The sequence below is a fragment of the Marinicrinis lubricantis genome, from assembly GCF_042658665.1.
Lineage (GTDB): Bacteria > Bacillota > Bacilli > Paenibacillales > KCTC-33676 > Marinicrinis > Marinicrinis lubricantis.
The window spans coordinates 19,680-41,906 of the sequence record NZ_JBHSQV010000165.1; the positions used below are offsets into that span (position 1 = coordinate 19,680).

A 22,227-nucleotide genomic window follows, 5' to 3' on the forward strand; every position below is an offset into this window, starting at 1 on the left:
AGCATGGAAATGAGCATGACGGCAGCTGCGCCAAAGGCGAGCCACATTAATGTTCGTTCATGCTTTTTATACATGGTCATCAGCTCCCGACCTTATTATGACCGAATTGGATTTTCTTACACATAAGCCATTCAAACTTCACATTTGGAAGGGGCGCCGCGTCATTGCCCGCGTCGATCCAAGCTTCATAAAGGATCGTTATCGTTCGTTGACAATCGGCATGAAAACCATCAAACGGGGAAGCATAGAACAGAAAAAATTGAAATATGCTCATTAGGCATAGGAGGTTATCGAATGACGGATTTGAAGGATAAAGTGGCGATTGTTACCGGAGGAGCATCCGGGATTGGGCTGGCCACCGTAGAAGCGTTTGTGGGAAAGGGAGCTAAGGTTGTTATCGCCGACTATAACGAACAATCGGGAAAAGAAGTGGAGAAGGAGCTGCAAGGCAAAGGAGCAGACGTCACGTTTGTTAAAGTTAACGTAGCGGATGAAAGCTCTGTAGAAAGCATGGTGGCTAGTACGGTGCAAGACATCATTGTCAACAACGCAGGGGTTGGAATACTGGCGAAAACCGAAGAGCTTTCATTTGAAGAGTACAATAAGGTCATTACCGTCAACCAAAATGGTGTCTTCTTCGGTTCGAAGTATGCGATTCGTGAGATGCTTAAGACGGGCGGAAGCTGCATCGTCAACACCGCATCGATATTGGGCCATGTCGGAGAAGCGGGAGCCTTCGCCTATAACGCCTCTAAAGGTGCTGTAAACATCATGACGAAATCATTAGCTCTTGAATATGCGGATAAAAATATCCGGGTGAATGCGGTATGCCCAGGCTATGTGGAGTCGGGCATGGTGAACAAAGAGGCATTAGGCGAATTCTATGAAGGTCTGGTCGCAAGACATCCGATTGGAAGATTGGGCAAGGCGGAAGAAATCGCGCATGCGATTGTTTTCTTATGTGAAAATGATTTTACGACTGGATGTTCTCTGCTCGTTGATGGAGGATATACGGCTCAGTAATGCAAAAAGCATGATCATCAAGGGCTTGATGCAGTCAAGCGAAGGGGTACTCCTTACTGGGTTACCCCTTTGTCATTTGCCAATTCTATGTTATTACGGTTGATTTCAGCTTCTGAGACCCCTGCTTCTGAATATTGGTGAGAATCGTTTGAAGCATTTGCAGGGAGGTCTGACACCGTCCATATTGTGCCCGAATGTGCTCTGCAGTTTGTATGAACGGAGCCTTGGTTTCCCCTGGATGCCATGCCGTGATCATCTGTTCGATGACTTCGGCCGGATGTTCCAGATGGAATTGAAGTCCAACGATATGCTCCCCGTAGGAGAAAGCTTGCGTTTTACAGGCAGCGGAATAAGCAAGGGGGATAGCCCCTTCTGGAAGAGTAAACGTATCTCCGTGCCATTGCATGGAGTAGAACTGTGCAGGCAAGCCTTCCAGCCAAGGGTGATGCTCATCTGTACGGCAGATTGGATGCCATCCGATTTCTTTCTCTTCATTAGGGAAGACGGAGCCGCCCAGCAGCTCTGCGAGCATTTGTGCACCAAAGCAAATACCGAGAACGCGGATTCCTTGATCGATGCCCTGTTTGACAAAGGCCTTCTCTTCTGACAGCCACCGAGGCGGGTCTTCTTGGTATACACTGAGCGGACTGCCCAGGATGATGAGCAGGTCTGCACCTTCCAGCAAGCTTGGATCAATCCCCTCTGCAGGTACACAGACTTGCAGCGTATGTCCTTCTCTTGAAGCCCATTCTGAAAATACAGCAACATCATCAAATTCAATATGTTGAAAGATGACGATATTCAAGAGGATCACTCTCCCTTCTCTATGATATCTCTCATTATAATTCCAGAGACGAGCCCATGTGAAGAGATTACTCAACACTTCTCGTAAATATATATTACATAATGTGTTAATAAAATAATGAATACCCCTGTAACGAAAGTGAAAAACGTTTTGGATTTAGGTCGTTTTTCCTAAAATACAAATCAATATATGGTACAATATGGGGGTGCGTAATACATAATATTTATACATAAGGGAGACTAGCAGCATGAAATGGACGGTCAATCTATTACTTTGTATGATACTTTGTTTTAGTGCAGTGTCTGCGGCTCAGGCTGAGGAAGAAGATCGATTCGTCATCGATCCGCAATACATCGACGTACTTCATTATAACTACACATCGAATACGTTCAACGAGGGATTAGCTTGGGTTCAGCTGACAGCCTCCGGTGACATGGGTGTCATCGACCGAGCAGGCAATTTACAGTTTGATGGATATGATTTAGATCCTTACAGCCACACATCCTATGTTTACAGTGAAGGTCTTTCAAGAGTCATTATCGACAACCATTGGGCTTACATAGACCGACAGGGACATGTGGTGCTGGAGACAGCATACGATACGGTGCTGAATTTCAGAGAAGGCTTGGCGGCGGTATCGAAGAATGGAAAGTGGGGGTTTATTGATCGTACGGGGAAACTTGTCATTCCACTTCAATTTGACGAGGTGCGGGATGATGACGGCTACGGGATCAGCGCCGGTACATCTGGATTTTATGAAGGCTTAGCGGCCGTATTAAAGAACGGAAAGTGGGGCTTTATTGACCATAGCGGCAAGTTCGTCATTCAGCCAAAATATGAATGGGTGGGTAACTTTTCGGACGGGCTTGCTTCTGTCACAGACGGTGACAAATATGGATATATTGATAAAGCCGGGCGCGAAGTGGTGCCGCTGAAGTATACGGAGACGCTAAGGTTTAGCGAGGGAATTGGCGTTGTCATTATACCGAACAACAACTATTATCATTTTGCCTTTATAAACAAACAAGGGCGCATCGTGGCCGATTTTAAAAACCTATACAGCTTCGTTTATCCTCTTGAGGACGGAGTATCCATTGCGAAATACCATAGAGGAGATCCGACGGAGCGTTATGTGCTGTTGGATAAAACGGGCAAGGTCATCGCGGATTTAGGGGATAGGTATGCTGAAATCCGTTCATTCCGCGAAGGCTTGGCTTATGTGTACATGCAGAATCACAAGATGGGGATGATAGATCGCAGCGGGAAAGAAGTGGTTGAACCAATCTATGAATCGTTGAAAAGCTCCTCAGATGGCTTAATTGCCGCTTCGCTGGAGCGGGATTCGTTCGGGTTTATCCTCAATCCGCTTGATACTCCGTCCGGATGGGCGAAGTCCGAGGTGAAGGCAGCGTCTGCACTAGGAGTGATTCCGGTCGATATCGAGTATGGATATCAAAATGACATTACCCGTGCCGACTTTAGCAAACTAGCGCTTCAGCTGTTTTCTGTGAAAATGAACAAATCGGTGGACGAGCTGCTGCAGGAGGCCGGCAAAACGATTCAAGGGATGGAGATAACCGACACTTATGACGAAACGGTTCTTGCCGCGCATGCTCTTGGCATCATTAATGGAACGGGTCCGCACAAGCTGAACCCTAATGGATTCATCACCCGCCAAGAGGCGGCTGTGATGCTGACGCGGGTGGCCAATATGCTGCATATTCCGGCAGGAGGAAAGAGCCTGTTTTTTACAGATGAAGCATTGATGGGAAGCTGGGCCAAGCAGGGTATCGGGTTTATATCGACCATTAAGGACGGAACCAATGATGCTGCCGTAATGAGCGGTGTGGGCGCGAACAATTTGGGCCGAAAGAGACGTATACGAAGGAGCAGGCGTTCATTACGATGAAGCGGCTGTATCATGCCTTGTAAGGCTAACTGAACATTTAGAATAAAAACCAACCTTCCGCGAACGAGTGGAAGGTTGGTTTTTAGTTTTTCTTAGGGATATTGGAGTTTCAAGCACCATTAAGGCAGCACGTTGCCTGCGGCACGGTAAATCTCATACCATTCCTCACGAGTGAGATGGATTTCGCTTGCCTTGCAGCTGTCCTTCAAGCGGCCGATATTCATTGTCCCGATGACAGGCTGCATTTTCGCAGGATGGCGGAGCAGCCAAGCGATGGCAATCGTTGTGTTGGAGACGCTGTACTTTGCAGCAATCTCATCTATTTTCTGGTTCAATTCCGGGAACTTGTCGCTGCCCAGAAACACGCCTTCGAAGAAGCCGTATTGGAAAGGCGACCAAGGCTGAATCGTCATATCATGCAGCCTGCAGTAGTCGAGGATGCTGCCGTCCCGATCAATCGCGGCGTCATTCTCCATATTGACGTTGATGCCATTCGAGATCATCGTTGCGTTCGTAATGCTAAGCTGCAGCTGGTTGGCGACGATTGGCTGCTTTACATACTTTTTCAACAGATCGATCTGCATCGGCTTTTGGTTCGATACGCCGAAGTGGCGAACCTTCCCGGAGCTTTCCAATTGATCGAAGGCTTCCGCGACTTCTTCCGGTTCAACCAGCGCGTCGGGACGATGCAGCAGCAGGACGTCTATGTAATCGGTCTTCAGCCGTTTCAGGATGCCGTCGACGGAGTTTAATATATGCTCCTTTGAAAAGTCGAACATGCCTTGACGGATGCCGCATTTCGATTGAAGTATCATTTTTTCGCGAATATCGTCGTTCATTCCGATCGCATCGGCGAAGATTTCCTCACAAGCGCCGCCGCCGTATATATCAGCATGATCAAAGAAGTTGGCGCCTTCCTCCATCGCCGCTTTGATAAACTTCTCCGCCTCTGTTTTCTCCAGTCCGTTCATACGCATGCATCCGACGGCTATGACGGGCACTTCCAAGCTTCTTGTTCCAAGCTGAATGGTTCTCATGTATGATGCCTCCTTTATCTTTAGGAAACTAAGGTTAGGATCTCCGAGATTTACCCGCGCTGGGTAAACCTCTATTGTCTATTGTGACATACATGAACGGGCGTTTACAATCTCATATCAAATATGTGCTGCGATTTAACGGTTAAATGAAGAAAAGACAAGCCTGCCGCAAAAGCTGCGGCAGACTTGTGCTTGTAGATTGTTGCAGCATGGTGGCTGCTTAGAAAATGAAGTAAGCGGCGACTGTAATAATCGGCAGTGTAATCAAAGTACGCTGCAGGAAAATAATGAACAAATCCAAGAACGTAACTGGAATTTTGGAGCCGAGCAGCAGCCCTCCGACTTCCGAAATATAGATCAGCTGCGTGACAGAGACACACGCCACAATAAAACGCGTCATCTCGCTCTCGATACTGGTTCCAATGACAGAAGGCAGAAACATATCGGCAAATCCAACCACCAGCGTTTCGGATGCGGCCTTCGCTTCGGGAATTTGCAGCAGCTCCAGCAGCGGGATGAAAGGCAAGCCGAGCCATTGAAAGAATGGCGTATACTCCGCAATGACTAATGCGAGTGTTCCAAGGGCCATGACAATAGGGGCTACGCCCATCCACATATCGAGAATGTTTTTTAAGCCCGAACGAATAAAGTCAAGGAGACCTCGCTGCTCACCGGCTTTATTTAACGCTTGTTTCATCCCCCAAGACCAAACGGTAAAACCTTGCGGAATGTGATCCTCTGAATAGTTCTTTGATTTCTCGATGAAATAGGTATCCGGTTTTCGAGATAACGGCGGGATTCTAGGTGTAATAAAGGCAGCGATGAGTCCGGCCGCGGTAACCGTCAAATAAAATGGGACAAACATATGGCTCAGGCCAACCTGTGAAATCACCACCAGGCTGAAGGTAATCGAAACGACGGAGAACGTCGTCCCGATGACGGCTGCTTCCCGTTTCGTATAATAGCCTTCTTCATACTGCTTGCTTGTCAGAAGCACGCCGATGGTTCCGTCACCGAGCCATGAAGCGATGCAATCGATAGAAGAACGGCCGGGCAGTTTAAAGAGAGGACGCATGATTTTGGTCAATAGCGTACCGAATAATTCAAGCAGGCCGAAATTAAGCAGCAGCGGAAGAAACATGCCTGCAAACAAGAAGACCGAGAACAGAACCGGCAGCAGGTCATTGAGGAGAAGGCCTCCGGTATCCTCAGACCAGATCGCCTCGGGTCCCCACTGGAACAGTACGAGTACAGCAAATACCGCACCGAGGATTCTTGCCGCAAACCAGACCGGCGGAACGTCCAGCAGAGCTTTGAAGAACGGACTGCGATTCAGCCGCTGAGGCCGCACTGTCTTCATGACGATGGTAGCAAGCAGAGTGATTAGAATAATCCCCGTCATGATATCCGGTAAGTAAGAAGCGAGCTCGTCCTGTACCCAACCGGATAAAATGGCGATGGGGATCGTTATCTCGTCTTCGTAAGAGATTGGAATCATAAAAAAGAAAATGCCCAGTGCCGAAGGGAGAAGGAAGATCAATAATCTGACGAGAAATGCTCCGAACGGCTGTTTCTTCGAAAACTTTTGTTCCAAATGAAACCATCCTTTGATGTAAAAAATAGAAGGCCCATCTATTTTAATGCAAGGTCAACGATATGCCAATCCTTTTTCGTTATGATTGGTATCTGATAATTGCGGTGTTAATATGCACGCATTAGATGATTCGCTGCCCCTTTACCATAAAATGGCCGTGTTCGGCCTGAGCATGACTGCTGCAGTCAACTTCATGACCGAATCGGCAGAGGATGAGCCGCTCTCTTTAAGTGAAAGATACTTCATAAAAAAAAGGAAAGAGCGTTCATAAGCGTGCTGAACCTCTAACCCTTATTCTTATTTACAGCTGTGTCAAAATGACCGGACCGTCCTTCGTGATGGCAATCGTATGTTCATATTGGGCGGATAATTCGCCGTCTGTCGTTCGGGCTGTCCATCCGTTGTCATCCATTTTGCTGGACCAGACCCCGACATTGACCATTGGCTCGATCGTAATGACCATTCCCTCTTTCAAGCGAACGCCTCTGCCGGGCGATCCGTAATGGGGAATTTGTGGATCCTCATGGATCGTGGGCCCGATCCCGTGGCCGGTAAACTGTCGTACGACCGAGAAGCCTTCAGCTTCCACATAAGTTTGAATCGTATGTCCGATATCCCCGATTCGGTTCCCCGCTTGCGCTTGCTCTATGCCCATATAGAGCGACTTCTCTGTTACTTCTAACAGATGCTGGGTCTTCTTAGGGATGTCGCCCACGGCATACGTCCAAGCCGAATCGGCCAAGCCCCCGTGCAGATTCACGACCATATCAATCGTAACGATATCCCCGTTCTTTAGTGGCGTTGTCCGTGGAAAGCCATGGCAAATTTCATCGTTGATGGAGGCACAGGTCGCATAGGGATAACCGTTGTAACCCTTTTGCTCTGGCGTGGCCCCGTGCTCCTTTAAGAACTTCTCTACAAACTCGTCAATTTCCATCGTAGTGATCCCGGGCTTAATCAACTTGGCGATTTCTTGATGGCATAATGCCAGCAGCTTGCCGGACTCGCGCATCAGGCTTATTTCTCGTTCCGATTTAAATGTAAACAAAAATATGCTCCCCTTTCACAGGTAAAGATCAAACAGCCGAAGCTTTTGCAGCCGTTACACTTATCCTGCTCTATAATATGTTCTAAAGAGAGGGATGCTCATACCAGACGCTGCAGACGCTCTACCGAACGAACACAATAACGCTAATATACTGAAACGAAGTCAATCTGTCCAGTACTTTACGTTACCCAGACAGACAGCCCCAGCCGTATCGACTGGGGCTGCTGCTTAAAGAGATTACAGCGCATTTTTAATGACTTTTTTCGAGTAAATGACAGAGAGAATGCCGAAGATCGAATACAAACCGGTATACAGCACCATAACGAGAATCATCGGCGTCCACAGCTCTGTTCCGAAGAAGAACCAACCGGACTTGACCGCAAAATAGCTGTGTACGAGCCCGACCATAAGCGGGATACCAAAACTAAACAGCTGCTTCGCTTGAATGCCCTTTAGCAGATCGCCTTGTGTAAATCCAAGCTTCCGCAGGATGGTGTAGTTTGGCTGTTCGTCCTCGCTCTCGCCCATTTGCTTGAAGTATAAGATACAGCCGGATGTAATCAAGAACGTTAAGCCTAGGAAGCCGACGATAAACATGACTAAGCCCATCGTCTCTTTCTGGGTGTTCGCCATATGCAGCTGCGAATGGTTTCCATGTTCTTCACTGAAATCGAACGTAAGGAAAAGATCTTTCGCCTGTTCCATCTGGCTTTCGTCTTCTAGATCCAGTCCGATATACAGCGATGACTCATACTGAAGCTCGGGGTTCAGATCCTGTTTCAACCACTCATAAGTTGTCTCATCGACGATGGCTAGAGGCAGCCCGCCGCCTGTGAAGTAATAGGAGACAATGAAATCGTCGCTTAAACCGGTATATTGCAGCGGCAGTGATCCGGATTTGCTCTTTAGCTCGACCTCGCCGGAGTCTTTCAGTGACATGAACTGCTTCATGATGTCGTTGTATCCTGTGAGCGTGAATTCATTTTCGGCGACATCTAAGTCCGTGAAGTTTTTATCGCTAATGACGGGCACCTGCAACACGCTTGAATCATAATTCATTGTTGCAAGCGAAGAGGCTAAAATCATTTCCGCATCAACCTCGGCTTGAAGGACCTCAATTCGAACTTCATCTTCATAAGCGATACCGTGTGCATCAAAAGCCTGCTTGAGCTGCTGAGCATCTTCTTCCGAATATAGCGCGAAATGGTTCGGCACATTTTGGATCGCAGACTTTTCTGCGGAATAATATGAGATATAGCTTAAGGACAGCAGCCCGATCGCCAGTGCCGATACCGTTGTAATAATCGTAAGCAACAGCGCATTCGATTTCATGCGAAACATGATCGAAGAAAGCGACATGACTTGATTGATATTGAGATAACCGCCCTTGCTCTTACGAATAATATTGGATACGAAGCTAACGGAGTTTTTATAAAGCAAATACGTTCCTATAATGACGGAACCGAGAATAAAGATCATCGCCAAAAACATCGAGTTAATGTCAGTGAAGGAACCGTCAAACAGTTTGGAAGAGACATAGTAGCCAATGAGTATCAATGCGATACCGATGAAACCAAACAGCATTTCCAAGAAAGATATTTTCTTCACTCTGCCTTCCGCTGATGAAACGACCCGGAACAGCGCTAATATCGTCTGACGTTGAATAAACGTATAGTTCATAATCATAATTAAGACATACACAGCGCCGAATACGACCAAAGTTTGGATCAGCGCTTCGTTCGAGAACCTTAGGGATGCGATGGCTTCGACGCCTGTAATTTTAAACAGCAGCATAATGACAAGCTTAGAAATGGAAAATCCAATGAAGATCCCGATCACCAAGGAACCGAAATAGAGCATAAAATTCTCTGTGCTCAGGATGCGGAATATTTTCCCTTTGGTCATGCCGATTAATCGGAACAGCCCGATTTCTTTGCTGCGTTTCTTAATAAACAGATTATTCGCATACAGCAGAAAGATGGACACAATCGCGATTAAAAGCACCGATGCCGCTTTAATGCCTGCAGCCCCTTTCAGGGAGCCTTCTACTTCATCCATCGAAGGATCATACTGCAGCGTTACGAATGCGAAATACAGCGCGACACTGAAAATTAAAGCGAAGACGTACAAATAGTAATGTTTTAAGTTTTTTCGTAGATTTCGGAAGATGAGATGATTAATGCTCATGCTGCACACCGCCTAGCACGCCCTGCGTTTTCATAATATCTTGGAAGAACGCCTGCCTTGATTCCCCTCCGCGGTTTAACTGGGTATACATCTGCCCGTCCTTAATGAAGATCACCCGGTGGCAATAGCTGGCTGCGACAGGATCGTGAGTCACCATCACAATCGTTGCTTTGCGTTTCAGATTCAGCTCGCTCAGCTTGTTCAGCAGGTCGGAGGCGGATTTGGAATCGAGCGCTCCTGTCGGTTCATCCGCGAAAATGATGCTGGGCTCATGGATGAATGCCCGTGCTGCTGAAGTACGCTGCTTTTGACCGCCGGAAATTTCGTTCGGATACTTGTTTCTTAACTCGTAAATTCCTAACTCTTCTGCGACCGCCTGAAATCGCTGATTGGCTTCGCGTTTAGAGATGCTCGTGACGGACAGCGGCAGTAGGATGTTTTCTTTGACGGTTAGAGTATCCAATAAATTATAGTCCTGAAAAATGAACCCGAGGTGGTGCTTCCGAAATTCGGCGAGCTCCTTCTCTTTCATGTTCGTAATCTCTTTATTTTCAATTTGAATGGTACCGCCGCTCACCTGATCGATCGAGGACAGCACATTCAGCAAAGTCGTCTTACCCGAGCCTGATGCGCCCATGATGCTGACGAATTCGCCCTTTTCAATAGAAAGGTCAATGCCCTTGAGTACCTCTTGTTTATTCATCTTATTCCCGTAGCTTTTGCGAATCTTACTCGCTTCTAGTACGTTCATCCACTCACACATCCTCACTTGAAATTTCTTTTATAGCTTTATTATAGGGACCGCGACGCCGCTTTTCCTTCGATTGTCCGAACAAAACAGAAGAGCATGTGACAATTTTGTCACATGCCCGTCATTTGCACAAATACGGGAGGGAAAGGCTGTAAAAGCTTTTGTCTCGGATCGAAAGTGATCATATTCATGACAACTGTAACTATCGGCCGTGACAACATGAGAGGTACGATAGTCATGGAATGATTTGCTTGGAGGGATAAGCATGCGAAGACTACCGTATTTTTTATGTGTTGTATTGATGTATATGAGTATTTTGGCCGTACCGCTGGAGACGGCGCTTGCACATGTTGAAATGGGCAGTCCCCATCCCGATGCGATGGAGCTGCAGGGAGGGACTCGATATGTTGGGAATGATCGGTACTATCAAGCAGGGGATACGGCTAGAGTCCTCGTCACCTTTGATGTATCCGAAGTGAATTGCAGTAATCCGGGAAACCAAACCGCGATTCAGTTCAAGTCGGGCAGCGGTGAAATCATCGATGCGATATGGCAATCGAAGAGTGGAAAAATTCACGAGTTTACATACGAGGTCACATCGAGCTCGCCGAACGGTATTTTTCAGTTATACGATATGAATCCGAGCCACTGCAATATAGATGAAATAGGCTACTATCACACGAGCGATAAAGCGTATTTCTACAGTTTAATGGATGGGAAAGTCATCATCGATACGCAGCCTCCCGTTGTGACAAGCGTGACGTCAGTGAAGAGCGTTGTAAAAGCAGGGGATGTTCTTCCGATCACCGTCACCTTCAATGAACCGGTACATTCGTACCCTGATATGACGGCTCATCTGAATAACGGCGCCGTCGCGACGTATACGAAACGGTCTGCGGACAAGGTGTACTTTGAGTACGTTGTGCAGCCAGGGGATGATACCGATGATTTGCAAGTCGAAGCGTTTAATTTGTATGGGCAGCAGCAAGTGATGGATTATTCGAATAATTTCTTTCAGAACGAAACGCTTGCAGGAGGCATGTCCTTCAGCAGCAAGGTGATCGTCGATACCACATCACCAGAGATGACAGCGGATCCGTCAACGGATTTATCATATGCCCGCTTTCACGATGTGGTGGTGACGGCACAAGACCGGCCTGGATTAGAGCCGGAGCTGTTTTATGTATGGAGCGAGAATGCAGCGACTCCAAGCCCTGCGCTCATCAGCGGTACAGGGGCTTTCACCGCGCAGCCCGTTCCTAATCCTGTGGATGCAACAGGCACATATTATTTGCATATGCGCGCAGTGGACGATGTAGGCAATGAGTCCGTTCGAACGTTCGGCCCGTATGCCTTTGACAACACCGTCCCATCCATTGAATTTACGCCCATTTCGGGACTGGACAACGAGCCGATTTCCATCACGGTTTCGGCATCGGATGCGTTATCCGGAGTGAATCAGATCCGTTACCAGTGGGCAGGGGAATCGGGAGAGCCGAAGACGACCGCCGAATCTGCCTTCACGGTGAGTTCGCCGCCTAATGAGGGTGCACATGTATTGGTGATTACAGCTGAGGATCAAGCAGGCAATACGGTGACGGTATATAGCGGGGAGTATACGATCGACCAAACGGCCCCGCTTGTGGAATTTGCTAAAGAAGGGAATAGCGATGCGGCTCAATCGCATACGGTCACTGTTCGCTTCCCGCAAGGGGATCAAGAAAGCGGACGCATCTATGCAAATTGGTCCGAGGCAGTGGATCCGCCGGCGGAGGACGCGGCGTGGGAGTTACTGCATGACGGTCCATATCCAGCAGAGCTGCCGCTGACTACGCCGAGCAGCTTAAACGGTACATGGTATCTCCATGTAAAGACGACAGACAGCGCAGGAAATACCGCTATTCATACGACACCGGAAGGATTCGTGCTGGATAACGAAGCACCTGCTGTGGACTTTACACCGAACGGCAGCAATGGAGTATATGCGGCAACAGCAGAGATTCAGCTGCTGATCGATGGGAAGTCGGCGGGCTTTGAGAAGTATGACATCACTTACTGGATCAGTGAGCAGGAGACTCTGGATGAGAGCGCCAGCGGCGGGGTTATTTCCGAGGATGGCACGATTGCGCTGTCCGGTATATCTGGTATTTATTATGTCTATGCGAAAGTGGTGGATGAAGCGGGAAATGCGGCGTTGGTTTCAAGTCAGCCGTATGCGTTGGATCATTTGCCTCCGACAGGAGGTGTGAGCTTCGTTCAGCCACACACGAATAAGCTGGAGGCACAGGTGAAGCTGGAGGCCGCGGATAACGAATCGCAGGATGGTTTGGAGCTTCGTTATTCGAACGATTTGGGCGAAACGTGGTCGGAATGGCTGACCTTTACGCCCAACCTAGACGTTGCACTTCAGCCAGAGGAAGGCTCTCAATTTCTCATGGTGAAATATAAAGACCGCGCGGGCCTTGTAAGTCAGACGTATACGGCTGAGGTTATTTATGATACAACACCGCCTGAAGCGGTCGATGTTTCATACAGTACGACCGAATGGACCAGTGGGCCCGTGACCGCCACGGTATTTTACACGGATGATTATTCCCCTGATGACTCGGTGTCCGTGAGCTTTGAACAGAACGGCACTTATACGATGGAGTTTACAGATTTGGCGGGCAATGTTTCGCAGCAACAAGTGACGATCAGCAATATCGAGAAGCAAAAACCGGCCGTCCAGCTGTCTGTAGACGGAACGACAACGAAGCAGCAGACTGTATCGACGACCGTCAGTGTTACGGATAATGTCAGCGCGCCGGAACAAATTGAGCTTTACGCTGCTTGGTCTATGAACCCGTCGGAACCGCCGTTGGAATGGGAGGAGATCACCTCTGACTATGCAATGGTCTTGTCTGAAGTCGATGGCCAATGGTATTTGTGGACGAAAGCGATTGACGGTGCTGGCAATGAGGAAATCAAAGCGAGCCAACCGTTCAGGCTCGACAATACACCGCCTGTTGGAATCATCCACTACAGCGCAAGCTCAAGAACAGCGGGACCTGTAACGGCGCGGCTGGAATTGTCGGAAACAGCAACAGTGATCATACCTTCCAGCGGGGCTCGTGAATATACGTTCACGGACAATGGGACGTATACGTTTGAATTCGTCGATGAAGCCGGCAATGCGGGCGCCGCAGCGGCTGAAGTTACCTGGATTGATCAGACCCTGCCGACCGCGCAGGTAACGATGACCCCAGATCATTGGACGAATCAGCCTGTAGATGTACAAATCAGCGTCAAGGGCAATCCGCCGCGAGTACTCCACGATGTTCAAGCGCCGCCCCGATCTGAGTTGATTCGCTTGGAGCGGGTGGAGGACGGCAGTGTGACGGAGGTGGTCTATCGTGTGTCAACGAATGGACCGATCCGCTATACCATTGAAGATGTAGAAACCGGGATTAGAAGCGAGATGGAGACGATCGTGGATCATATCGACCGCGTGCCGCCGGCAGGTGAATTGATCTACAGTCACAGCAGCTGGACCCGGGACAACGTGACCGTTACACTGGTCGCCAGTGATGACCGCAGCAGCGTGACGGTAACTGGGGAGCAGGAATATACGTTTACCGACAATGGCACGCATACGTTCACCTTTTACGATGAAGCGGGGAATCTAGCAGAACTGACAGCGGTCGTGGACTATATCGATCGAGAGGCACCGCATCCGATCATTACGTACAGCAAAGACAGTTGGACGAATGAATCGGTCACGGCATCCGTTTACTTCGATAACGAGTCTGGGCCGGTATACATCTTGAACAATGGCGGAAGTGAGGAGTACGTATTCGAGAATAACGGTACGTTCACGTTCTTTTACGAGGACGCAGCGGGGAACAGCGGAGAGGTCACAGCAAGCGTCCATTGGATCGACCGGATAGCGCCGACAGGCAAGCTGAATTATAGCTCCACCGGCTGGACCACGAGTGATGTCGTTGTCACGCTCACCGCCGAAGATAACTCGGGACAATCCCCGACAATTGTGAGTGAAGGCGGCAGCACGCATGTGTTCAAGGAGAACGGCACGTTTACGTTCGTGTTCATGGATGAGGCGGGCAATCGAACGGAGCTGGCTGCGATCGTCCAGCGAATTGACCGAACTCCGCCGACCGCGGACGTCTTTTATTCGGTTACGGGACCGACGAATGCGGCAGTCAGAGCATCGCTCAACCCGAATGAACCAATTACGGTGCTGAACAATAACGGCAGCCGTGTGGTTGACTTTAACGATAATGGACAATTTACTTTTCAAATATCAGACCGGGCGGGCAACATCAGTACGGTGACCGCCATCGTCCAGAACATCGATAGGCAAGCGCCCATTGCACAGATCCACTACAGCACCACGGCATTAACGAATCAAGATGTGATTGCGACGGTAACGGCGAACGAGCCTATCTATGTGCTGAATAACAACCGAAGCTTGCAGCATGTGTTTCGTGACAACGGCAGCTTCACATTTATCATTCAGGATTTAGCCGGCAATACCGCGCATATCGATGCAAGCGTGTCGAACATCGATAAGACGAAGGCGGATATTACGATTGCCTACAGCGAGACCGAGCCGACAACCGGCAATGTGACGGCAACGGTAGAGTCCGACCGGCCGCTCGCCATTATGAACAACAACGGCAGTCCAACCGTCACGTTCACGAGCAACGGCGTGTTTTGGATCGAAGCGAAGGATGCGATGAACAATCCGTATTTGCTTCCGATGACCGTGACGAATATTGATCGGGAGAAGCCGCAAATTCGGTTTACCCAAGGCGAACGGTTACTGATCCCAGTCCATGGAACTGTAGATCCGCTGGCAGATATGGAAGCTTTCGATCAGCTGGACGGCGATGTGTCGAGCAAGGTCACAGCAGAGCACGAGATCGATGCAAGCACACCAGGGGACTACGAAGTCACCTATAAGGTGCGGGATCGAGCCGGCAATGAAACAATCGTTGTGCGACAAGCTTCCGTTATTCCGATGGAGGAGCTGACAGTATACGTCAATTCCGTGGCTCCTGTCGATGGTGAGATGACGGTGTGGGGCTCAGAGCTCCTCGTGCAGTGGTTCGGGCAACAAGGATCAGAAGTGGTGAAATGGGCCTACGGCAAGCTGCATACGGGAGACTTCAAGGGATTGGATGCAGTGCTGGAAGCGGGCATGCTTGTCGCCGACAAGCAAGGCTATTACACCATTCTCGTTCAAGATCAGGAACGAAGCAGGAAATTCATCCACGTGTATGTCATACCAAATCGGTAAGTGTTGATAGATCAGTTTTTGGGAGAGACACCGGGTGACGAATAAGTAGGGCTGGGGGAGAAGGTTGGCATGTTGAACAAATGTCTCATGGCAGGCTTATGCGGTTTGCTTTTGTTTTCAGCCGGTTCGCAGACGATCATGGCGATGGGAGCGGATAACGGCGCGAGTCCACTGGAACAAGTGGATAACGGCTATGTAAGGATATCAGTAGATGAAGGCAGCGGTCGATTCAGTATTCGGACGAATGAAGGCCATCCGTTAAGAGACGGGGATAACGAAGAGCAGCTGCTGTATGAAAACAAAGTTCCCGAGACATCCTTTACGACGTTTCGCATTAACGGCGAGGATTATATTTACGGGAATGATTACAGCTTTATGGAATCGGGAGGCGGGCTGACGGCTCGTCCCCAGACGGTTGGATTATCTAATCAATCCGTATGGCAGGCCCAAGGGTTGGAAATTGTCCAGACGTTGACACTGGTAGACAACCCCGAAAACCCTAATATCGGTAACGTGAAAATTTCTTATCTTGTCACGAATCAGGCGGATCAAGCTGTACAGGTCGGCAGCCGGATCCTGCTGGACACGATGCTGGGCGCGGATGATGCTTCTCCGATTTCTTTGTCTGGGATGAATACGTTCGTGCAGCAGGAGACGGAGTTTGCGGGAGAGCTTCCTTATTATTGGAGGGCGACCGACAATCCGTTGGCTCCTCAGGTGATGTCCTATGGATTTTTGCAGGGCTGGGGCAATACGGGCCCAGACCGAATGGTGGTTGCCCATTGGGAAGGGATCTCGGAGACGAAATGGGATTATGCAGTGCATGAAGATTTAGATTTTACTTCTGAGAACAATCCGTACGGTTCCGCGGACAGCAGCGTAGCGCTGTATTGGGAGCCGAGTGTGCTGGCGCCAGGTGAGCAAAGGGTGTATGAAACGTACTACGGTCTAGGCAGCTTCTATACGTCCGACAAGCCGGCCAAGTTCACTACTCAGCTCATTGCCCCGAAGGAATTGAAGTTGAACACAGCGAAGGACGGCTATGCCCAGGACCCCTTCGAAATTCAGCTGATTATTGATAACACGACGAGCGGGGCAGAGCCCTTGGCGGATGTAGCCGTGAATATTGGACTTCCGTCTGAGCTGGAGCTTGTGGACGGGGAAGAAGCGCTGCGAACATTCGATCACATGGCTGTGGGAGAAATCAGGACAGTGGTCTGGAAAGTGAAAGCGAGACCTCAGTATAGCTACAAAGCGGCCCAGTACTGGGTGAGTGTACAGCAAGCGGGGGGCGAAGAGGTGACGCAATCCAGCTATGTGATCCTCCCAGCGCTTGCAGGTGAGCCGCCGGAGGTTCAGGTACACGATGTACTGCCAGATAAGCTGTACATTCATAACGAAAGGCACGATCTGTATTTCAAGGGCAGCGGATTCGAAATGTTGAAGGGCAATTGGAATGCAGAGGTTCAGCTGATTCGCGAAAGAGACGGCGAAACAGTTAGGATTCAGGACTTGACGGTAATTGGCGATCAGCAATTGACTCTGCATCTCGATGCTTTATGGCAGTCGGGAGTACCGGAGCCAGGAACGTATACCGTCCGGATGGACGCCGGCATGTACGGAAGCTTTGAACAATCGATCGAGCTGACCGAAGACGAAGGCTACAAAACGAGAGACTATGGCATCGTGGCCGTTGTCGGGAACAATAAGAGGTACACGATCGTTCCGGTGGCTGGTGAAGCCGAGCTTGCACAGCTAAAGAAGAATCATGAGCAGGTGCTGCTGGAGCTGCGCGGAAAGATTCAGGAAATTGCCGGCGGCAGCCAAACGCTGTATGAGATCGCACCTGGCGCCACGATCAATTCGGTGGTCCGTTTCGATGAAAGCCCGCTGGTCGGCAGTCGATTCGGAACGACACAAACACTGCAGCTGCAGAAGAAGGAAAGCGATCGTGACCATGACGAGGACTATATCGAGGTTTCTGGGATCGGTATGCTGTCTATCCCAAGCTTTCCATTCGTCACCGGATCGTTCAGCATCATTCTGGAGGACGGAAATCATTATGCATTGGATGCGGATGACGAAGAGGAATCGATTATCATCAAGTGGCAGGTGTTGGAATGGATGTCGATGGTTCACCGCATGGCGTCTCTTCCCGTCACGGTCAAGCACGCGGTGATTGGCGATCAAAGCGTTTCATTCGGCGGCTCCGTTTCCTTAAGCTTCAAAGGCGGGGAGGAGCAACAACCATCTGAAGGTGAGAAGCCAGGCTCAGAGGACGATGAGTCAAGAGCGGACTTTCCTAAGGAACCAGAGCCGGACGTCGATGATGATGACAATGATAATGATAATGGGAAGAAAGAAGAAGAGAAGAAGGATCCCTTCGAATTGAGCATCGAACTTGATGAAGCGAGGTTCGGTATCGATCAAAGAGGACAATACGGCTTCCTTGGATTGCGGGCAGAAGGTGAAGTCGGACTTCCTGAAAAGTTCGTTCCCGGCATGGACTTTGGCGCGGAAGCGCGAATGCTGATTGACACGCTCGATCACATTTATGAAATCGAAGCCGATGTATCGTTCGAAATTATCGAGGTTGGCGGCGTGCTGACGATCCGTTTTACCGAAAGCTCCATCCCGATCGTCGATAATTTTGTTTTCTACGTAGGCGGGAAGCCTGGAATTCCGCTCATCCCTCCTTATCCCGTGGCGTATATTACGAAGGGCGGGGGCGGCTTCAAAAATATGTATGATACCGTAACAGGCAATTTTGAAGTGCTTCCTCCTTTGAAAATGGTGATCATGGGTGGCATGGACATTGCCAAGATCATTTCAGCCGACGACATGACGCTAGAGGCATCGCTGCGTGGTGTCAGCTTTGAAGGCTCCTTCGGAATTATGGGTATTGACATATTCGAACGGGTGTACGGCGGAGTTTCCATTCGGGACTCGCTAACGCAAACCGCGATTGCAGTCAAGGTGGGAGCTGAGCTCGTCATTTTTGATATTATTACCGGAGAAGTGTATGCGACGCTGTCGTACGATTCCACACAAAACGGAATTATGGGACCTGTATCGATGGCCGGAGGCGGCACGATTGAAGTGGTCGTTCCCAAACAAATTCCGTTTATCGGAGGCAAAAGTATTGCAGGCGCCGAAGCGGAATTAAGTACCGAGAAGGTCTATGCTCAGTTTCACGTTCTATCGATTCCGATCGGCATCGAGTATGTTTGGGGCAGCAGTGCACCGGTACTCGCGCTTTCCGCGGCATCTGCGCCAGCCGGGTTTGCACAGCAAAGGCTGTATCATCCGGAGGATGGCTCTTACGAGGGACAGGTGGTCTACGGAACGAATATTCGGCGAATATCCAGCTCGGATTCGAGGGAAATCGAGACGCAGTCGATGAAATCTCTCGTGACGATCCAAGCAGAACCAGAGAAGAGCTACACCATTCCGATCGGCAAGCAGGATTATGCTTTGCTGGAATTAGGATACAGCGGTGAAGTACCGAATTTGGAAATCCGCAATCCGCAAGGTGAGCTATACGAACTTACGGAAGGTATCAACTATCTCGTCCAAGAGATTCCGGCGGATCAAAGCCAGACCGGGGTACTGGAGCAGCGAGTATATGTGACGATGGTTTCACCGATGGGGGGCGACTGGACGGTTACTTCTGACCGCCCGATCGACTGGACACTGATGGATGTGGCGCAGCCGCCTGGATTCAGTGCTGTAGAAGTCGTTAAGACGGGAGATCATTCACTCCGTGTCAACTGGCAAGCGGAGCATGCAGAATATAAGAAAGTGGCGTTGTATATTACCGAGAACAATGAGACGGACTCTGGGCAGTTATTGTTGAACGGTATCGACGTGAGCAAAGGCTCTGCGGAAGTGACGCTTCCGGAAACCTTTGCTTCGGGTGAATACTACGTGAAGGCGATAGTATATGATGGCAGCACGAGCTATGACAGCATGTACAGCGTCGGAACGTTTCATATGGATAATGCGCATGAGCCGAAACAACCGGATGACGTCATCGCGACATCGATCGGGAATGGCCTCCTGCAGGTGAGCTGGAATCTGGAAGAGAGCGTAGACGGGTTTTATATTCAAGTCTTGGACGAAGGCGGACAGCCTCTTGACCAAGCGGGTGCAATTGAAGTAGAAGGGGATGTGCGAGAGGCAAAAATCGGAGGCGTTTTTGAGGACGCATCTGGTGGGAAGCTGGGCATGATGCCTGGCGAAACGTACAAAATTTCCGTGACTGCCTATAACGAAGTCGAGGGTATTAAAGTGTTCGGCCCTTCGGCGCAATCTAGCCAGACGTATTTACCGGAACCGGATCCTGCGCTCATCGTTCTAAGTGTGGCAGGTGAAAGCGGAGATGTAAGACAGGAGATCGGCACGGATGGTCAGGTGACGTATATTGTCAATCAAGAAACGGCTCTTCTAACGGTCCGCTCGGACCAAGCCGTCCAAGCAGAGATGATGGTTAATGACACCTTCGTGGCGAACCAATCCGGAGAAGGCTGGCAGCAGCGTATTCCACTCGTGGAAGGGACGAATATCATTCAGGTGACCGCGGTCAATGAGCAAGGAGATGTGACCATGGCGGGAATTCAAGTGAAGTCAGACACCACCGCACCGGACTTGAAGATCGAGTCACCGGATATCGCTTATGTGGCTCAGGAGCCATCTGTGCGTGTGAAGGGTGTGGCGGAACCCGGAACCACGGTAAAGGTAAATAATACGGTCGTGGCAACGGATGAACAGGGACAGTTTGATACGAACGTGTCGCTTACGGGCTACCTATCCCAACATATTCGCATCGTGGCAGAGGACCAGGCAGGGAATCAGACGGCCTATACGTCTTTCGCAGCGAATCAGACGATACAGCCATTCGATCATGTCGAAATTCGCCCGATCTCCAGCCGTGCTGCAGCTGCAGATGAAGAGGACAGCTACCATGTGAACTTGAATGAACCCCAGGCGTTCCAATTGGTAGGGATCAGCCAACAAGGCGAGACGGTTGTGTTGAATCAAGAAAACGTGAAGTGGGACATTCTGATAGGGGATAAATACGGTACGCTGTCAGAGGATGGCCAATTGAACATGACGCACGAAGGGGAATTAGTGATCAAAGCATCCTATGCGCTATCCACTGAATATGCCCTAGAGGATACGATCATCGTTCGTACAGTGGGTGACACCGGAGGAACGACGCCGGGCAGCAATGCGGATGATTGGTATGTACCGGAGGAAGGCGAAGGCGGGGAAGATGGATCTGACAATGGACCGGGTCGTGACCCCATGAGCCCTGATGTTCCGAAGGAAGACCCAGAACGTCAAGCCGACGAGTGGCTGCGAGAGGTACTGCAGTCGATCATTGAAGCTGAGGAAGAGGTCATCTTCATCCAGTATGCGGCATTATCGAATGAGCAGGACACGGTCATAGCGATTGAAGATTCAGCTAGACTCAAGGTGTTCAAGCAGACATTTGCTGCACAAAGTGGAGTTGGTGTTGGGAAGGTGCTTCGTCCGAAGCGCTATGAGGACGGTGTGCAAAGCTTGATCGGTGAAATTTACGAATTGAAAACGAATCAGCCGATTCAATTTCAACGGAAGCCTGAGCTCAGCATTCGCTTTAACCTCGTTGAGGTAGAGGATCCGAACCGATTAGGGATCTACTGGTACAATGAACTGGAACGGCGCTGGGAATATATTGGTGGAGACATCCATATCGAGCAGGGCTACGTCATAGCAAGGCTGCCTCATTTCAGCAAGTACGCACTTTTCTATAATGAATCGATGCAGCAGCTTGCGGATATGGACGGCAGGTGGTCTAAGGACGCAGTCTATCGATTAGCCTCCATCGGTGTCGTTAGCGGCAAACCGCAGTCAGGCAAACTCGTCTTCGCACCGAACGAGGCAGTGACGCGTCAGGAATTTGCCAAGCTTCTGGTGGCCGCCAGCGGGGTGCGGCCGTCAGAGCAAGGCTTAGACGGAAGCTTTGTTGATGAGGCAGCTGTAGGCAGGTGGGCGATGCCGTATGTATCCGCCGCGCTGCAGCGAAAGTGGCTGACGGGAATTCCGACCGGTGATGGCATGAGTGTAGAGCCGCAGCGTTCGATTACCCGCGCCGAGGCGGCTGTGATGGCCGCCAACGTACTGGACGGGGTGCTGGAATTCAGCGGGCAGGCGCAGACGGCCTTTCGCGACGGCGATCTCATTCCGGCATGGGCAGCCGATGCTGTAGCCCGCATGCAGTCGATCGGGATCATCAGCGGTTACCCGGATCAAACCTTCCGGCCGAATGAATCGATCACGCGCGAGGAAGGGGCGGTCATGATTTTGAATATGACCGATGCACTTTACCGTGAAGGACGCAGAATTCAATAACAGAGAATAAGAATGAGCATCTCGATCTCCTTGGCAGGAGTCGGGATGCTCTTTATTATGGCTTTAGCCAGTTGAGTGCGTGAAACGCGCGAAACAGAAAACCACCCGCTATGCGGGTGGAGGGTTCTAGGGTTTGACCAACAAGACCATTCCGATAAAATTGAGATGTTCAGGCTCA

At 49.8% G+C, this 22,227-nt stretch carries 10 protein-coding genes; 4 read left to right on the forward strand and 6 right to left on the reverse strand.

All coding sequences use genetic code 11. The features are described from left to right. Positions 1–294: 294 nt before the first annotated feature. On the forward strand, positions 295–1,023 hold the full coding sequence (locus tag ACFPXP_RS14150; RefSeq protein WP_379894944.1) for an SDR family NAD(P)-dependent oxidoreductase: 729 nt from the start codon (positions 295–297) through the stop codon (positions 1,021–1,023). An 85-nt stretch (positions 1,024–1,108) separates the two neighbouring features. On the opposite strand, the gene ACFPXP_RS14155 is transcribed toward ACFPXP_RS14150, so the two are convergent. Next, positions 1,109–1,837 (reverse strand): type 1 glutamine amidotransferase, encoded by a 729-nt coding sequence (locus tag ACFPXP_RS14155; protein WP_379894945.1) that lies wholly within the window; start codon positions 1,835–1,837, stop codon positions 1,109–1,111. Between the two features lie 238 nt (positions 1,838–2,075). Here ACFPXP_RS14155 and ACFPXP_RS14160 point away from each other — a divergent pair, with 238 nt between their 5' ends. After that, positions 2,076–3,737 carry a WG repeat-containing protein gene (locus ACFPXP_RS14160; RefSeq protein ID WP_379894947.1) on the forward strand — a complete coding sequence of 554 codons (1,662 nt, stop codon included), beginning with the start codon at positions 2,076–2,078 and terminating at the stop codon, positions 3,735–3,737. Positions 3,738–3,856: 119 nt separating this feature from the next. Here the strand turns inward: ACFPXP_RS14160 and ACFPXP_RS14165 are convergent, their stop codons facing one another. The 5 genes from ACFPXP_RS14165 to ACFPXP_RS14185 form a co-directional block, all read right to left on the reverse strand. Continuing rightward, complete coding sequence (locus ACFPXP_RS14165; RefSeq protein WP_379894949.1) at positions 3,857–4,774, reverse strand: aldo/keto reductase; 918 nt, start codon at positions 4,772–4,774, stop codon at positions 3,857–3,859. Between the two features lie 220 nt (positions 4,775–4,994). Beyond that, positions 4,995–6,272 carry a YjiH family protein gene (locus ACFPXP_RS14170; RefSeq protein WP_379894959.1) on the reverse strand — a complete coding sequence of 426 codons (1,278 nt, stop codon included), beginning with the start codon at positions 6,270–6,272 and terminating at the stop codon, positions 4,995–4,997. A 397-nt stretch (positions 6,273–6,669) separates the two neighbouring features. After that, positions 6,670–7,416 carry a type I methionyl aminopeptidase gene (map, locus tag ACFPXP_RS14175; protein WP_379894950.1) on the reverse strand — a complete coding sequence of 249 codons (747 nt, stop codon included), beginning with the start codon at positions 7,414–7,416 and terminating at the stop codon, positions 6,670–6,672. Positions 7,417–7,653: 237 nt separating this feature from the next. After that, on the reverse strand, positions 7,654–9,603 hold the full coding sequence (locus tag ACFPXP_RS14180; RefSeq protein ID WP_379894951.1) for an FtsX-like permease family protein: 1,950 nt from the start codon (positions 9,601–9,603) through the stop codon (positions 7,654–7,656). After that, complete coding sequence (locus ACFPXP_RS14185; protein ID WP_379894952.1) at positions 9,593–10,354, reverse strand: ABC transporter ATP-binding protein; 762 nt, start codon at positions 10,352–10,354, stop codon at positions 9,593–9,595. Before ACFPXP_RS14185 ends, ACFPXP_RS14180 begins: the two co-directional genes overlap by 11 nt. 265 nt (positions 10,355–10,619) lie before the next feature. On the opposite strand from ACFPXP_RS14185, the gene ACFPXP_RS14190 reads away from it, so the two are divergent. Continuing rightward, positions 10,620–15,653, forward strand: a complete 5,034-nt coding sequence (locus ACFPXP_RS14190; RefSeq protein WP_379894953.1) for an immunoglobulin-like domain-containing protein — start codon at positions 10,620–10,622, stop codon at positions 15,651–15,653. 69 nt (positions 15,654–15,722) lie between these two features. Then, positions 15,723–22,049 carry an S-layer homology domain-containing protein gene (locus ACFPXP_RS14195; protein WP_379894954.1) on the forward strand — a complete coding sequence of 2,109 codons (6,327 nt, stop codon included), beginning with the start codon at positions 15,723–15,725 and terminating at the stop codon, positions 22,047–22,049. Positions 22,050–22,227 lie beyond the last annotated feature (178 nt).